Origin of the sequence: Azospirillum thermophilum, assembly GCF_003130795.1 — a bacterium.
GTDB classification, from domain to species: Bacteria; Pseudomonadota; Alphaproteobacteria; order Azospirillales; family Azospirillaceae; genus Azospirillum; species Azospirillum thermophilum.
In genome coordinates, this window is the sequence record NZ_CP029353.1 from 1259474 (window position 1) to 1273549 (window position 14076).

The 14076-nt window shown below is 71.1% G+C and carries 14 protein-coding genes; 5 read left to right on the forward strand and 9 right to left on the reverse strand.

Translation table 11 applies throughout. The features are described from left to right. Nucleotides 1–9: 9 nt before the first annotated feature. From DEW08_RS12165 to DEW08_RS12185, 5 genes are all read right to left on the reverse strand, one after another. Complete coding sequence (locus tag DEW08_RS12165; RefSeq protein WP_109327446.1) at nucleotides 10–528, reverse strand: HPP family protein; 519 nt, start codon at nucleotides 526–528, stop codon at nucleotides 10–12. A gap of 203 nt (nucleotides 529–731) precedes the next feature. Further along, on the reverse strand, nucleotides 732–2153 hold the full coding sequence (locus tag DEW08_RS12170; protein WP_109327448.1) for a homospermidine synthase: 1422 nt from the start codon (nucleotides 2151–2153) through the stop codon (nucleotides 732–734). A 163-nt stretch (nucleotides 2154–2316) separates the two neighbouring features. Then, on the reverse strand, nucleotides 2317–3603 hold the full coding sequence (locus DEW08_RS12175) for a type III PLP-dependent enzyme (RefSeq protein ID WP_109327450.1): 1287 nt from the start codon (nucleotides 3601–3603) through the stop codon (nucleotides 2317–2319). Nucleotides 3604–3991: 388 nt separating this feature from the next. Beyond that, a complete protein-coding gene (locus DEW08_RS12180; RefSeq protein WP_109327452.1) occupies nucleotides 3992–4552 on the reverse strand; it encodes a 1,2-dihydroxy-3-keto-5-methylthiopentene dioxygenase in 561 nt (186 codons plus the stop codon). 91 nt (nucleotides 4553–4643) lie between these two features. Further along, nucleotides 4644–5831 (reverse strand): MFS transporter, encoded by a 1188-nt coding sequence (locus DEW08_RS12185; RefSeq protein WP_109327454.1) that lies wholly within the window; start codon nucleotides 5829–5831, stop codon nucleotides 4644–4646. Nucleotides 5832–6351: 520 nt separating this feature from the next. Between DEW08_RS12185 and recG the strand changes: the two genes are divergently transcribed. Beyond that, nucleotides 6352–8433, forward strand: a complete 2082-nt coding sequence (gene recG / locus DEW08_RS12190) for an ATP-dependent DNA helicase RecG (RefSeq protein WP_109327457.1) — start codon at nucleotides 6352–6354, stop codon at nucleotides 8431–8433. 18 nt (nucleotides 8434–8451) lie between these two features. Here recG and DEW08_RS12195 read toward each other — a convergent pair whose 3' ends face one another. Next, nucleotides 8452–9198, reverse strand: coding sequence for a DUF502 domain-containing protein (locus tag DEW08_RS12195; protein WP_245986601.1), 747 nt, complete (start codon nucleotides 9196–9198; stop codon nucleotides 8452–8454). 132 nt (nucleotides 9199–9330) lie between these two features. Between DEW08_RS12195 and DEW08_RS12200 the strand changes: the two genes are divergently transcribed. Next, nucleotides 9331–10371 (forward strand): type III polyketide synthase, encoded by a 1041-nt coding sequence (locus tag DEW08_RS12200; protein WP_245986602.1) that lies wholly within the window; start codon nucleotides 9331–9333, stop codon nucleotides 10369–10371. Between the two features lie 55 nt (nucleotides 10372–10426). Further along, complete coding sequence (locus DEW08_RS12205) at nucleotides 10427–10954, forward strand: isoprenylcysteine carboxyl methyltransferase family protein (protein WP_211107130.1); 528 nt, start codon at nucleotides 10427–10429, stop codon at nucleotides 10952–10954. Here the strand turns inward: DEW08_RS12205 and DEW08_RS12210 are convergent. Further along, a complete protein-coding gene (locus DEW08_RS12210; RefSeq protein WP_109327461.1) occupies nucleotides 10926–11327 on the reverse strand; it encodes a hypothetical protein in 402 nt (133 codons plus the stop codon). The genes DEW08_RS12205 and DEW08_RS12210 overlap by 29 nt on opposite strands. 159 nt (nucleotides 11328–11486) lie before the next feature. Here DEW08_RS12210 and DEW08_RS12215 point away from each other — a divergent pair, with 159 nt between their 5' ends. Together DEW08_RS12215 and DEW08_RS12220 are read left to right on the forward strand one after the other, a co-directional pair. Beyond that, nucleotides 11487–12218 carry a Crp/Fnr family transcriptional regulator gene (locus tag DEW08_RS12215; RefSeq protein WP_109327463.1) on the forward strand — a complete coding sequence of 244 codons (732 nt, stop codon included), beginning with the start codon at nucleotides 11487–11489 and terminating at the stop codon, nucleotides 12216–12218. An 80-nt stretch (nucleotides 12219–12298) separates the two neighbouring features. Further along, the gene (locus tag DEW08_RS12220) at nucleotides 12299–12538 is read left to right on the forward strand and encodes a hypothetical protein (RefSeq protein ID WP_109327465.1); all 240 of its coding nucleotides are present in this window, start codon (nucleotides 12299–12301) and stop codon (nucleotides 12536–12538) included. 30 nt (nucleotides 12539–12568) lie between these two features. On the opposite strand, the gene DEW08_RS12225 is transcribed toward DEW08_RS12220, so the two are convergent. Both DEW08_RS12225 and DEW08_RS12230 read right to left on the reverse strand, forming a co-directional pair. Then, the gene (locus tag DEW08_RS12225) at nucleotides 12569–13141 is read right to left on the reverse strand and encodes a lysozyme inhibitor LprI family protein (RefSeq protein ID WP_109327467.1); all 573 of its coding nucleotides are present in this window, start codon (nucleotides 13139–13141) and stop codon (nucleotides 12569–12571) included. Nucleotides 13142–13349: 208 nt separating this feature from the next. Next, entirely contained in the window at nucleotides 13350–13871 is a 522-nt protein-coding gene (locus DEW08_RS12230) for a GNAT family N-acetyltransferase (RefSeq protein ID WP_168220351.1), read from the reverse strand. Nucleotides 13872–14076 lie beyond the last annotated feature (205 nt).

Here is a 14076-nt window from a genome sequence, read left to right on the forward strand (position 1 = left end):
GGTCTCCCGTCAGATCCAGTAGCGGGGATAGGCCCGGTCGTGGCGGAGATTGTGGACCAGCAGCCCGATCCCGATCAGCGTGGCCGCTCCGGCCATGACGGTCGGGATCAGCAGGGCCGGATCGGTGCCGGCGGAGAAGGCCAGCAGCGGCACCGCGCCGGCCGGGGCGTGAAGCGTGCGGGTCAGCTGCATCACGGCGATGGCGGTGGCGACCGACAGGGCGATCACCCAGGGCGCCGGCCCGACGACGGTCAATGCCAGAACCCCGATGACCGCCGAGATGAGATAGCCGCCGAGGACACTGCGCGGCTGGGCCAGCGGACTGTCGGCCGCCGCGAAGATCAGCACGCAGGTCGCCCCCAGCGGCGCCACCAGCAGCGGCAGCTTGCTGAGCATCGAGACCATGGTGACGGCGCCGATCCCGGCACCGCTGCCGAACCAGGACCACAGGACCTCGCGCAGGGGCGGGCGCTCCGGCGCCTGCCCGTTGCCCTTCATCTTTCCGAAATAGGCTCCGACGCGCTTCATCAGGGGCGATCCGGTCCAGGATTGTACAGCCAGGGCTGAGCAGCCGGCGGGGTGGGCCGCGATCCTATGTGTTGTTCAAAAAGCCGTCAAGCTGCCGAAAAATGCGGCATTCTTGTGTAAATACCTACGCGCCAGCTTGGGTACACCGAACGAAAAACGGGCGCCCGGATAGGGGCGCCCGTCGGTCTCCTTCGCGGTCCGGCTCAGACCACGCGGATGTTCTTGAACTGCCAGGGATCCTCCAGATCCACATCCTCCGGGAACAGGCGGTTGCGGTCCTGCAGCGGCGTCCAGTCGCCATAGGCGCCGACCACCTCGCCGAGATAGGGGGTGGCAACCTCCAGCACGCGGCGGAAGTTCATGTCCTCCGGCTCGATCAGGCCGCGATTCGGGTTCTCGATCGCCCAGACGATGCCGGACAGCACCGAGACCGTGACCTGCAGCGAGGTGGCGTTGTTGTAGGGCGCCAGCTCGCGCGCCTTGCCGATGGTCAGGCGCGAGCCGTACCAGTAGACGCCCTTCGGGTTGCCCATCAGCAGCACGCCCAGCTCGTCCATGCCGCTGACGATCTCGTCCATCAGAAGGCGCTTTTCCTTCTGAATGGTCCAGTTCTTGCCGGCCAGCTCATGCACCGACTTCACCGCGTCGTCGCTCGGATGGTAGGCGTAGTGGCAGGTCGGGCGGTAGACCACCCTGTCGCCGTCGCGCAGCGTGAAGAAATCGGCGATCGAGATCGCCTCGCTGTGGGTGATGAGGAATCCGTGGAACGGGCCTTCCAGCGGCGTCCAGGTGCGCACGCGGGTGGAGGCGCCCGGCCGGTTCAGGAAGATCGAGGCGTCGCAGCCGAAGCCGTGCCGCTCGCCGTCCGGCGGAAGCTGCTTCTCATGGGTGCCCCAGCCGAGCTCGGCCGGCTGGCAGCCTTCGCCGACGAAGCCGTCGATCGACCATGTGTTGACGAACTCGCCGACCTTCTTGGGGATGCTGGACACCTGGGTGTCGCGCTCGGCGACGTGGATCACCTTGATGCCCAGGTCGTGGGCAAGCTGCGCCCACTGCTCGCGCGTCGCCGGCTCGGCCGCGCCATGGCCGGTGTCCCGGGCGATGTTCAGCAGCGCCTGCTTGACGAAATGGGAGACGAGGCCCGGGTTGGCGCCGTGGGTCAGCACGGCGGTCGGGCCGCCGGCATAGTCGGGCCGATGCGCCAGCGCCTGCTCGCGCAGGGCGTAGTTGGAGCGCAGCGAGGGCGTCAGCGTGGTGTCGGTGTACCCGCCGGCCCACGGCTCGATGCAGGTGTCGATGTAGAGGGCCCCGACCCTGTGGCAGAACTCGACCAGCGCGACGGAGGACACGTCGACCGACAGGTTGACCAGGAAGTCGCCCTTGCCCAGCAGCGGCTCCAGCACCTGCGCGTAGTTGTCCCGCGTCAGGGGATTGTTGATGAACCGGACGCCGAACTTGTCGGCCTCGTCATGGCCCCGTTCCTCGGCCGTCACGATGGTGATGCGGTCCGCCGTGATCCCGTCGATGTGGCGAAAGATCAAGGGCAGCACACCCTGACCGATCGAGCCGAAACCGACGATGACCATCCGGCCGGTGAACCTGCAGTGCTTCGTGTCCAGGGCCATTTGTTCTTGTCCCCCAAAGGCTGGATGTTAAACACAGTCCGGCGACCCCGCCCCTTCTTTCGGGCGGCGGGGGTCACCGGACCAGCGAATGTGATGGTTATTGTCTCAGGATTTCTACCGAAGTGCCACAGTCCTTAGGTGACGCTCCCGGGGAGGGCCGGTCTCAGGCGACGCGCGCGGTCAGGGCGTAGCCGGGGGTCTCCAGCAGCGGCGGGTCGCACACGTCGACCACCCGCGCCTGATCGAACCCGTTGAACGCGGTCCGCAGGCACGAGCCGTAGGCGCCGAGCTGCCCCAGCTCGATCCAGTCGCCGGCCCGGATGTCGGCCGGCAGGTGGAAGGGGCCGTTCATCCTGTCGGCGCTGTCGCAGGTCGGCCCGTAGAAGGAGAAGGCCTCCAGCGGCGCGTCGGTCATGGCGGCGAAGGGACGGATCATCCGCACCGGGAACCGGAAGCCCGGCACGCCGGCGTCGGACAGGGCGCCGTAGACGCCGTCGTTGATGAACAGTTCGCTGCCGCGGCGCTTGATCACCTGGACGACCAGCGACACGCCCGGCGCGACCAGCGCCCGGCCGGGCTCGCACCAGACGCGGCACTGCGACGGCAGGTCGAGCGCCGTCACGGCGCGGGTGATGGCGGCCATGAAGTCGCCGAGCGGCGGCGGCGTGACGCCGGGGTAGGAGACGGGGAAGCCGCCGCCGACGTCCAGTACGTCGATCGCCACGCCGGACTCGGCGATCACCCGGCCGGCCAGCGCGATCGCCCGCTCATAGGCCGAGGGATCGAGCATCTGGGAGCCGACATGGAAGGACAGGCCGACCTTCGGCGCCACCGCCCGCACCGCCCGCAGCAGCTCGACCGCCTCGGCGACCGGCGCGCCGAACTTGCCGGACAGGTCGTAGACGGCATTGCCCTTCGGCAGTGCCAGCCGGACGACGAGGCCGAGATCGGCGGCGTTGCCGGTCTCCTCCAGGATCTTCTCGAGCTCCTCGCGGGAATCGAGCACGAAGTCGCGCACGCCGTACTGCTCGTAGGCGGCGCGGATGGCCTGCCGGCCCTTGACCGGGTGCATGTAGTGCAGCACCGCCGCCGGGAACATCTGGCGGATCAGACGGATCTCGCCGGGGGAGGCGACGTCGAAATGACGCACGCCGCCGGCCCACAGGGCGCGCAGCACCGCGGGCTCCGGGTTGCACTTCACGGCGTAGAGCACGTCGGCGCCGCGCCCGGCCGCCTCGCCGACGCCATCGAAGGCGCGGACGAAGCTGCGGGCGGTATCCTCCAGAACGCCGGGGCGGATGCAGTGCATCGGCTCCTCCGGACGGTGGAGGGCGACGGCGGTGGCGACCGTGGTGCGGGTGGACGCAACCGGCGAGGCCAGCGACGGGGCGGCGACCGACAGGCCGCGGCGCAGCGGGGAAACAGCGGAACGGGAGCGGATGTAGCCCATGACGCACTCCTTCCCGGGCGACCGTTTGGTTGGGTGCCCGGCGAGCAGACAACGCCCCCGGCCGCCCGGTTGCGGGCGTGAGGAGGCGCGGATTGTTCGGAAAGGGGGAACGAAAAAAGCCGGCTCGGGCACGCGTCCGGGCAAGACAGCTCCGGGCGTCAGCGCGTCGATTTCCGGCTGCGGGCTACGGTCTCACAGCCCTGCCGTGGGCAGCAAACATACTGACCTCCCTCTCGGGACCGGCCCACTGATGACCGGTTCTGCCAAAAAGGACGCTGTACGTCGTTGCATAACCACGAAGGGCCATTGGCACGTGCGATGTGCGTCGTTCGACCCCTCATTTACGCGAACGCGCGGGCGATTCAAGTGAAATTTTTGGGTCTGCCTGTCATGCGGGCAGCGGCTGGGGCCCGTAGGCGGGGAAGAGGCCGGCGATGGGGCTGCCGGTGGCCTGCGCCACCCAGCCGTCGGGCCGGGTGAAGAAGCGGATGGCGGTGAAGGCCGGGTCCGGCCCCATGTCGAACCAGTGGCGGGTCCCGGCCGGCACGTTCAGCAGGTCGCCCGCCTCGCAGACGACGCGGAAGACCTTGCGGTCGACGTGCAGGTAGAAGGCCCCGCTGCCCTCGACGAAGAAGCGGGCCTCGTCCTCGTCATGGGTGTGCTCGAAGGTGAAGCGGGCGCGCAGCGCCGCCGCGCCGGCGATCCCCCGCGGCACCCGGACCACGTCCACCGAGCGGAAGCCGCGGTCGCGCCGCAGGGCGGCGACGGCATCGGCATAGGCCGCCAGCACCGCCTCGTCGCCGGCCTCCTCCGGCAGCGGCCGTTCGGCCGACCATTGCTCGAACAGAATGCCGGCCAGCGCCAGATGCCCGGCCAGAACGGCCCGGTCGGCCGTGGCGAGGCAGGGCTGCGCCGGGTTGTAGTCGTCGTATACGGTCAGGTGAGCCATGGCGGACCCGGTTGCGCGCACCAGCGGGATGCGCCTTCGAAGCTGTACCTTCGCCGCCCCGGCTGCAATGGGAAAGTGAAGGACGGGACCGTCAGCGCCGCATGAGCTGTGCGGCCACCAGCAGGGCCGCCAGCAGCAGGACGCCGACGAAGCCGGCGACCCCGCTCCACCCCAGCCCGTGCCAGAACAGGCCGCCCAGCGTTCCGGCGAGGGTCGAGCCCATGTAGTAGCAGAACAGGTAGATGGAGGAGGCCTGTCCGCGGTTGACCCTGGCCCGCTGGCCGATCCAGCCCGAAGCGATCGAGTGGCCGCCGAAGAAGGCGAAGGTGAACAGGCCGATCCCCGGCACCACCGTCCACAGCGTGTCCGGCTCCATCAGGGCGAGGCCGGCGACCATCATGACGACGGCGGAGATCAGGACGCGGCCATGGCCGAACCGGCCGGCCATCGACCCGAACAGCGGCGAGCTGACGACGCCGAACAGATAGACGAGGAACACCGCCCCCGCCACGGCCGGACGCAGCTCGAACGGCGGGGCGGTCAGGCGGAAGCTGACATAGTTGAAAACGGTGACGAATCCGCCCATCAGCAGGAAGCCCAGGGCGAAGAGGCCGAGCAGGCCGGGGTCGCCGAGATGGCCGCGCCAGGCCGCCGCCAGGCTGCGCAGCCCGGCGGGCCGGCGTGCGAAATGGTTGGAGGGCGGAAGGGCGGCCCACACGGCGACCGCCGCCGCAACGCCCAGCACCCCGACGACGCCGACGGCGGTCCGCCAGCTCGCCACGTCGGCGACCACCGCGGTCAGCGCCCGGCCGGACATGCCGCCCAGCGCCGTGCCGCCGATGTAAAGACCCATGGTCACGCCGGCGGAGCGCGGTTCCACCTCCTCCGACACATAGGCCATGGCGACGGCCGGAAGCCCGCTCAACGCCACCCCCTCCAGCGCGCGGACGACCAGCAGCCCGTGCCAGTCCTGCATCAGGGCGCCGAGGATGCCCAGCAGCCCGGCCGCCATCAGCGAGGCGGCCATCACCGGCTTGCGCCCGATCCGGTCCGACAGCGCGCCGGCCACCAGCAGCATCACCGCCAGCACGCCGGTGGTCAGCGACAGGGCGAGGCTCGATTCGGCGGGCGTGACGCCGAAGTCCTTCACGAACTCCGGCATCAGCGGCTGCACGCAGTAGAGGGTGGCGAAGGTGGAGAAGCCTGCCACGAACAGGATGCGGCTGGCCCGGCGGTAGGCGGCCGTGCCGGCGACCAGATAGCCCTCGGATCCGCTCATGGCATCCACCGGCGGGAGCCGCGACGGTGGTTCGGAAGGCTGGACGGCGGCATCGGCGGAGGATCCTGTGCGAAGACTGCCGGGACTGTGCCATCGCCCGGCGCCGCTATGAAGCCGCCCTGCGCGCAGGGGTCGCATGCCGGCGCTTCATGAAGCCGAATTCATGGAGGGGACATATGGCGGACAGGCGCCGGCCGTTAGCTTCCAGGGCGTGACAGGGCGATATGCCCCCGATAGATCGTCCCGGTCACGCAGGTGCATTTGCGCACGTCCCTCTTGGTGGCAAGCCCTTACCACCAGATGAAACCGGCCGGACCTGTACTCCCGCATGCCCCCCGGCCCGGTACCCTCGGCGGAGCGTCTCGCCCCAGACGCTCCGCCGAATTCTTTTTCGGCCGCCGGATCCTGTTGGACGAATCCTGTTGGACCGGCGTCTGCTCGGGGACGGGCGACTTGACGGGGGTGGCGGCGGTCGCGATTGAATGGGGCGACGCACCCGCAACGACCGTGAACCGCTCCCTTGCGCCCCTCGATCCTCTTCCCCCTGTTCAAGACGGTGACCGCACTCCCCGGGCTCGGCCCGCGGCTCGGCAAGCTGGTGGAGAAGCTGGCCGGCCCGCATGTGGTCGACCTGCTGTGGCACCTGCCCTGCGGCGTGATCGACCGGCGCTTCTCGCCGAAGATCGCGGGCGCGCCGAACGGCAGGATCGCGACCCTGACGGTCCGGGTCGATTCGCACGCCGCACCGGCCAACCCGCGCCATCCCTACAAGATCCGCTGCACCGACGAGACCGGCGTGCTGGAGCTGGTCTATTTCCACGTGCGCGGCGACTGGCTGACCAAGCAGATCCCGGTCGGCAGGACCGTGGTGGTGTCCGGCAAGGTGGAGTGGTTCCACGACACCCCGCAGATCACCCATCCCGACGCCGTCGTGCCGCTCGAATCGAAGGACGAGATCGAGGCGGTGGAGCCGGTCTACCCGATGACCGCCGGCCTGCCGGCCAAGACGCTGCGCAAGGCGGTCCGCTCGGCCCTGGCAGAGCTGCCGGAGCTTCCGGAATGGCAGGATCCCGCCTGGCTGGCGCGGCGCCAGTGGCCGGTCTGGCGCGACGCGCTGCGCCGCGCCCACTGTCCGGAGGACGAGGCCGACCTGTCCGCCCTGTCGCCCGCCCGCTGCCGTCTCGCCTTTGACGAGCTGCTGGCGAACCAGCTCGCCCTCGCCCTGGTGCGGCAGCAGCAGCGCCGTCTCGCCGGGCGGACCGTCGCCGGCGACGGCCGGCTGCGGGCGCGGGCCCTGGCGGCGCTGCCCTTTTCGCTGACCGGCTCGCAGGCCGCCGCGCTGGAGGAGATCTATGCCGACATGGCGGCGGACCGCCGGATGCTGCGCCTGCTGCAGGGCGACGTCGGCAGCGGCAAGACGGTGGTGGCGCTGATGGCGATGCTGAACGCTGTCGAGGCGGGCGCCCAGGCCGCCCTGATGGCGCCGACCGAGATCCTCGCCCGCCAGCATGCCGAGACTCTGGCCCCGCTGTGCAAGGCGGCCGGGGTGGACATCGCCCTGCTGACCGGCCGCGACAAGGGCAAGGCGCGCCAGGCCGTGCTCGACCGGCTGGCGTCGGGGGAGCTGCCGCTGATGGTCGGAACCCACGCCCTGTTCCAGGAGGACGTCGCCTTCAAGGATCTGGCGCTGGCGGTGATCGACGAGCAGCACCGCTTCGGCGTCCACCAGCGGCTCCAGCTCTCCGGCAAGGGGCGGGCGGTGGACGTGCTGGTGATGACCGCCACGCCGATCCCGCGCACCCTGACCCTGACCGCCTATGGCGACATGGACGTGTCGCGGCTGACCGAGAAGCCGGCGGGGCGCAAGCCGGTGCAGACGGTCACCGTGGCGCTCGACCGGCTGGAGGAGGTCGTCCAGGGCATCCACCGCAAGGTGGCGGAGGGGGCCCGCGCCTACTGGGTCTGTCCGCTGGTCGAGGAGTCGGAGCAGATGGACCTCGCCGCGGCGACGGAGCGGCACGCCTTCCTGCGCGCCACCTTCGGCGACCGCGTCGGCCTCGTCCACGGCAAGATGCGCGGGCCGGACAAGGATGCCGTGATGGCCGACTTCGCAGAGGGCCGGCTGGACGTGCTGGTCGCGACCACGGTCATCGAGGTCGGCGTCAACGTGCCCGAGGCGACCGTCATGGTCATCGACCATGCCGAGCGCTTCGGCCTCGCCCAGCTCCACCAGCTCCGCGGGCGCGTGGGGCGCGGCGAGAAGCCGTCGAGCTGCCTGCTGCTGTTCGATCCGCATCTGACGGAAACCGCGCGTGCCCGCCTCAAGACCCTGCGCGACACCGAGGACGGCTTCGTCATCGCCGAGGAGGACCTGCGGCTGCGCGGGGCGGGGGAGGTGCTGGGCACCCGCCAGTCAGGCCTGCCGGAATTCCGCATGGCCGACCTCGCCGTCCATGGCGAGCTGCTCGCCGCCGCCCGCGACGACGCCCGGCTGATCACCGAGCGCGACCCCGACCTCGCGACGCCGCGCGGGCAGGCGCTGCGCACCCTGCTCTACCTGTTCGAGCGCGACGCGGCGGCCAAGACGCTGAGGTCCGGCTGAGCCCGGAGGGAGACCCGGTCAGGCGCGCCGCCGCTCCGGTCCGGCCTCCGGCTCCTCGGCCGCGTCCACCTCGCGCAGGCGGCGGTCGGGCGGGGTGACGATGCCGCCGGACATCACGAGCTTCAGCCCGTCCTCCACCGTCATGCCCAGCACCGTGACCTCGCGGCGCGGCACCATCACCAGATAGCCGGCGGTGGGCGGGGCGCAGGGGATGAAGACGTTGACGATCTCGTCCGCCGACAGCCTCTGCACCTCCGGATGGGCGTTGCCGGTGATGAAGCCGAGCGACCACACGCCGACCCGCGGATACTGCAGCACCACCACCTCGCGGAAGGCGCTGGACTTGTTGGCCAGCACCGTCTCGAAGATCTGCTTCACCGCGCTGTAGACCGAGCGGACGACCGGCATCCGCGCCACCACCCCCTCGCCGACGCCGAGGACGAGGCGGCCGACATAGCCGGCGGCGAAGGCGCCGATCAGCGTCACCACCAGGATGACCACCAGCACCCCGATCCCGGGGATCGAGAAGGGCAGGAAGTTCTCGGGGTTGTAGGCGGCGGGGATCAGCGGGCGGATGTGCCCGTCGATCATCGAGATGAACCACCAGGCGATATAGATCGTGATGGCGATCGGCGCCGTGACCAGGATGCCGGCCAGGAAATAGGCGCGCAGCCGGCCCATCAGCCCGATGCCTTCGCGGCGGGCCGGCCTCGGCTGCTCGGGCGGCGTCGGCTCTCCGGCATCGTCACGTTTGGCTGCGTCCACGCTCCCACTCCCGAAATCCGTTCGACATCATGACGATAGCCATGGCGGTCCGCTGCCATAGTGATACAGGCCGTGCCGCGGCTCAACCGGGACCTTGGTCCGGCGGGGGCGGCGCAAGCGGCTTACTCGCCCATGGTGATATGGGAAGCGCAGCCGGCGGCCCCCATCCTCCAGGGCATGGATTCGCCCCCACGACTGCTGTCGGTCGCCACGGCCCTGCCGCCGCACCGGCTCGACCAGGACGACACGCTGGCCGCGGCGCGGGCCGTCTTCGGCGGCCGGATGCGCGACTTCGACCGGCTCGCCCCCGTCTTCGCGAACACCGGCATCGAGACGCGCCACGCGGTGCAGCCGATCGGCTGGTACCTGGAGCCGCGCGGCTGGCCGGAGCGCACCGCCGCCTTCCGCGATGGGGCGCTTGCCCTGCTGGAGGAGGTCGCGGCGCGGGCGCTCGACCGGGCCGGGCTGCGGCCGCGGGACATCGCCGCCATCGTCTGCGCCACCACCACCGGCATCGCAACCCCCAGCCTGGAGGCCCAGCTTCTGGAGCGCATGGGCTTCCGTCCGGAGACGGTGCGGCTGCCGGTCTTCGGGCTGGGCTGCGCCGGCGGCACACTGGGGCTGGCGCGGGCCGGCGACCTCGCGCGGGCGATGGCCGGCCGGCCGGTGCTGTTCCTGGTGGTCGAGCTCTGCACGCTGGCCTGCCGGACCGGCGAGGCGACGCCGACCAACGTGGTGGCGAGTGCGCTGTTCGCCGACGGCGCTGCGGCGGCCGTTCTGCAGGCGGGCGGAGAGCGCGGCGGGCCGTGTCTTCTCGCCAGCGGCGAGCATACCTGGCCGGGCAGCCGTGACGTGATGGGCTGGCGGGTGGAGGATGACGGATTCGGCGTGATCTTCAGCCAGGACATCCCGGACCTCATCCGGACCCGCCTCGGCCCGGTGGTCGACGGGTTCCTGGAGCGGCTGGGACTGGCGCGCGGCGACCTTCGCGGGCTGATCGCCCATCCCGGCGGCGCCAAGGTGCTTCACGCGATGGAGGAGGTGATGGCGCCGGTGGGCGAGGGCTGGCCGACTCCCGGGCGGTGCTGCGGGCCTGCGGCAACATGTCGGCGGCGAGCGTCATGTTCGTGCTGGAGCGGCGCCTGGCGGCCGGGGCGCGCGGGCCGCACCTGATGACGGCGCTCGGCCCCGGCTTCACCGCCGCCCTTGCCCTGCTGGACCTCCGACCATGATGGGGTGGCCGCAGATCATCGTGCTGCTGGTGGCGGCGCAGAGGCTGGCGGAACTGACGGTCGCCCGCCGGAACACCCGGCGCCTGCTGGCCGACGGGGCGGAGGAGGTGGGGGCCGCCCACTACCCGCTGTTCGTGGTGCTGCATGCCGGCTGGCTCGCCGCCCTGTTCCTGGCGACACCGCCGGACCGGCCGGTGCAGATCGGCTGGCTCGTCCTGTTCGTCCTGCTGCAGGCCGGCCGGGTCTGGGTCATCGCCAGCCTCGGCCGCTTCTGGACCACCCGGATCATCTCGCTGCCGGGAGCGCCGCTGGTGCGCCGGGGGCCCTTCCTCTGGGTCCGCCACCCGAACTACCTGATCGTGGCCGGGGAACTGGCGGTCCTGCCGCTCGCGCTCGGCGAGCCGCTGCTGGCGGTGTTGTTCACCATCCTCAACATCCCCCTGACCCGGCACCGCATCCGGATCGAGGAGGAGGCGCTGGCGGAGCGCCGGCCGCTCAGCCCAGCAGGAAGCACAGCACCGTGACCAGCGCCGCGATGGCCGCCCCGTCGAGATGGTTGGGGAAGGCCTGCCACAGCTCGTCCTTGGTCAACGGTTCCGGCTCGTCCAGCTCGTCCAGCCACAGGCCGGCGGCGATGCCGCCGTTGGTCCGCTCGGCGATGGCGCCGGACAAGTGGGCCATGGCGACCGCCAGGTAACAGAACTTCACGAATTCCAGCAGGAAGGATACCGCTCCCCCCGCCTCGCCGATCGGGTCGGTCGCGCTGCCGGTGGCGGCGACGGCCGACGCCATGGCGATCGCCGCGGCGAGTGGGATGGCGACGACGGACAGCAGCCGCTGGCTGTCGACATGGCGGGCACGCGGGATCGAGAGGGTGGCGGTGGGGAAGGACGGCATTGGCTGGGCGCTCCGGTCTTTCTGTCCCGATCCTTCTCCGGCCGCTCCGGTTAACGGCTGGTTATCGTGTACGTATGGTTTCGCCCGGTTCCCCTTTTTCGCGGGCAGAGCTATCCTTTTGCGCACGTCATCCAACATCGCCCCGGACGAGAGCGCCCGTTGCCGACCGACCGTTCCGACCTTTCCAATGCCGCCGGTTCGCTCGACGGGATCGGGCTGCTGGCGCCGCTTCCGGCCGGGGAGCGCGCCGCGGTCGCCCGCCGCTGCCGCTGGCGCCGCTTCCATGCCGGAGAGCAGATCATCGGCCATGGCGACGGGGAGCCGGAGCGCGCCGACGTCGCCTTCGTGGTGGAGGGCAGGGTGCGGGTGGTCAGCCACTCCGCCGGGGGGCGCGAGATCAGCTTCGACGACATGGAGGCCGGCGGCTTCGTCGGAGAGATGGCGGCGCTGGACGGGTTGCCGCGCTCCGCCTCCGTCGTGGCGGTGGCGGAGGGCACGGTCATCGCCTTCCTTCCCGCCCGGCCCTTCCAGGAACTCGTCAGCGGCCACCCGGTGCTTGCCCGCTCGATGATGCTGCACCTGACGGGCAAGCTGCGTCTGGCAACCGACCGGATCATGGAGCTGTCGACGCTGGGCGCCAACAACCGGGTGCATGCCGAGCTGCTGCGGCTTGCCAAGCGCGGCCGGGTGGAGGGGCGGGCGGCCGTCATCACTCCGATTCCGGTCCATGGCGACATCGCCGCCCGCGTCAGCACGACCCGGGAGACGGTCGCCCGCGTCCTGAGCGACCTGTCGCGTGACGGCCTCGTGGAGCGCCGGCCGGACGCCCTGGTGATCCGCGACCTGACGCGGCTGGAGCGGCTGGTGGAGGATGTCCGCGGCGGCGGGTGAGGGCGGCGCCGCGGAGCGTTCACGGGAACCGTCGGCCCAACCGCGCGTTGGTATCCATACGACAGCTATGGAGAAGAACGATGGCGACCCGCCTTGGCATTGCTGTGCTGGTCTTCATGATGGTGCAGGCCGTGCTGTTCGGGATCGGCGCCCTGCTGGTGCTCGCGACCCCGCTGTCGGAGTGGGCGATGGCGTTGATGCCCTGGGTGGTCGGGATCAGCACGGTCGTCTCGATCCCGCTGTCCTGGATTCTGGCTCCCCGGCTGCGGCTGCGCTACTGGCGGGCGCGGGAGCGGCGCAACACCCTTCGCCGGGCCTGACGCCGCCCGGCGCACCCGCGCACAGCCCGCTCAGCGCTTGCGCGCGTATTCCAGGACGAACCAGCCGCCGGCCCCGCACCAGTTGCCGCTGGCGGCGAGGTTCACGTCGATCTCCGGCACCTGGATGCCGCCGTCACCCTTGGCAAGGATGATCAGGCCGTTGCCGTCGCTGTCCGGCGCCCCGACGACGAGGCGCCCCTGGGCGTCCGGCCTGCCGATCCCCTCGAAGCCGCAAACCCAGCGTCCGTCGCCCGGATGGGCGCCGGTGAGATGGACTGCGGCCTGCCCGTCGCGCAGCCCCAGAATGGACACCTCCATGAAGCCGCGATGATCGTAGCGGCCGACGAAGCGGTCGGTCGCGGCCGGCGCAGCCGGATCCGGACGGAAGCCCAGCACCGCCAGACGCCGCTCATAGGCGGTGCGCAGGCAGGCGGCATCGGCGGCGCAGGCGTTGCGGGCGGCGAGCCATGCCCGCTGGTCGGCCTTCACCGCGGCGCCGGCCTTGCTGTCCTCGGGCGAGGTGCCGCCGAAGGCCTTGATGGCCTCGCGGTAGGTGGCGGCCAGCCGCTCGTCCAGCGACGACAGGGCCGGGTCGGCGCAGATCGCCCTCTCTTGTCGGGGTCGAGGCCTTGGCGCAGGGGAAGCTGGCGGCCCCTGCGTCCCTTGGCGAGGCGATGAGAGGCAGAGCGACGAGGGGCAGGGCGATCAGGGGCAGGGCGGCCAGGAGCGGGATCAGGCGGGCACGGCGCAGCATCGGACGATCCGGGGCAGGGCAGGATATGGGCACTGTCGCGCCGGCAACCGCGGCCGGTCAACCGGGCGGTGGAGCCGCGCTCTCGTACAGCACGCAGGGCTCGCCGCAATATTCACCGCCGCCGGCGAAGCGCAGGCCGATCTTCTCCGCCACGCGGAAGGACTGGTCGTTGTCCGGATGGATGGTGGCGATCACGCGGGCCAGGCTCAGCGTCTCCCGCGCATGGCGGAGCACGGCCGCCGCGGCCTCCGGCGCATAGCCCCGGCCCCAGGCGGGCTTCGGGATGCGCCAGCCGATCTCTGCCGAGCGCACCGGACCGCCGTCCTCGGCGGGGAGCAGGCAGACCCAGCCGAGAAAGCCTGCCGGCTCCTGCTTCGGCAGGATCGTCCAGTAGCCGAGGCCCGGCGGGAAGCGGGCGGCGAAGCGGTCCGTCAGGAAGCGGGCGTGCTCCTCCGGCGAGACCGGCGCACCGACGTAGCGCAGCATGCCCGGCACGCTGTCCATGGCGAGGCAGGCGTCGTAATCCTCCGGCGTCCGGGCGCGGAGCAGGAGGCGGTCGGTCTCCAGCCGGGGAAGCATCGTGTCGCTGGCCTGACGATTGGCGGGGCGAAGCAGTGTAGCGGCCGGAGCATCGGTTGCCGATAGGGCTTTGGTCCCGGTGGAGCCGCCGCTGTTGCGTCTTCGTTCCCGCCCGTGCAGGATGGGCGGCGTCAGCGACCCCCGCCCTTTCCGGGCGCCGGGGCTATCGCCATTTGTCGGCATCGGGATCGAAGGCGGTTTCAAG

Excerpts from the sequence above, each read along its gene's own strand:
- DEW08_RS12165 (WP_109327446.1), bottom strand. The coding sequence starts at position 528 with ATGAAGCGCGTCGGAGCCTATTTCGGAAAGATGAAGGGCAACGGGCAG.
- DEW08_RS12170 (WP_109327448.1), bottom strand. The coding sequence starts at position 2,153 with ATGGCCCTGGACACGAAGCACTGCAGGTTCACCGGCCGGATGGTCATC.
- DEW08_RS12175 (WP_109327450.1), bottom strand. The coding sequence starts at position 3,603 with ATGGGCTACATCCGCTCCCGTTCCGCTGTTTCCCCGCTGCGCCGCGGC.
- DEW08_RS12180 (WP_109327452.1), bottom strand. The coding sequence starts at position 4,552 with ATGGCTCACCTGACCGTATACGACGACTACAACCCGGCGCAGCCCTGC.
- DEW08_RS12185 (WP_109327454.1), bottom strand. The coding sequence starts at position 5,831 with ATGAGCGGATCCGAGGGCTATCTGGTCGCCGGCACGGCCGCCTACCGC.
- DEW08_RS12200 (WP_245986602.1), top strand. The coding sequence starts at position 9,331 with ATGGTGATATGGGAAGCGCAGCCGGCGGCCCCCATCCTCCAGGGCATG.
- DEW08_RS12205 (WP_211107130.1), top strand. The coding sequence starts at position 10,427 with ATGATGGGGTGGCCGCAGATCATCGTGCTGCTGGTGGCGGCGCAGAGG.
- DEW08_RS12210 (WP_109327461.1), bottom strand. The coding sequence starts at position 11,327 with ATGCCGTCCTTCCCCACCGCCACCCTCTCGATCCCGCGTGCCCGCCAT.
- DEW08_RS12220 (WP_109327465.1), top strand. The coding sequence starts at position 12,299 with ATGGCGACCCGCCTTGGCATTGCTGTGCTGGTCTTCATGATGGTGCAG.
- DEW08_RS12230 (WP_168220351.1), bottom strand. The coding sequence starts at position 13,871 with ATGCTTCCCCGGCTGGAGACCGACCGCCTCCTGCTCCGCGCCCGGACG.